1 pseudogene is annotated in these 429 nt (G+C 63.9%); it reads right to left on the bottom strand.

The annotated features are described in order from the left end of the window. Nucleotides 1-429 (bottom strand): annotated as a pseudogene (locus RNB18_RS52550) (DUF6571 family protein); the annotation flags it as partial.

Raw genomic sequence — 429 nt, 5'->3', positions numbered from 1 at the left:
GTCCACCTCCGTGTTGAGGTTGTTCATGTACTCGGTCGTCCCGAGGTCGACCAGGCGCTGCAAGGTGTCCCCGGCCAGGGGAATACCGGAGACCGGTGCTCCGATCACGTGGTATTGGATCGACTTGTTCCAGTTGTTGATGCTCTTCTCGTCCTCGCCCGCTTGGTAGATGACATCCGCGCGGATCGCGTCCATGTGTCCCACGGCCTGGTTGGACTGCTGGACGAAGGCGGCGAGATCCCTGCTCGGCGAGCCGTCTCCCCCGTCATGGAGAAACGCCGAACCGTCGTACGTGTCGACCCTCTGCGCGGTGTACGTCACCAGCGCGTCCTGAACCCGGCCGAACGCGTTGCCGTCCTCGGCAACGGCCCGCAGTGTCGGAACCATGTCCTTCGGGTCGATGGTGAGTCCGCTGATGGAGGAGGGCAG

It is taken from the genome of Streptomyces doebereineriae (assembly GCF_031845645.1).
GTDB lineage: Bacteria > Actinomycetota > Actinomycetes > Streptomycetales > Streptomycetaceae > Streptomyces > Streptomyces canus.
The sequence above is the reverse complement of the archived record's forward strand: the minus strand, read 5'-3'. Positions and strand labels throughout refer to the sequence as shown.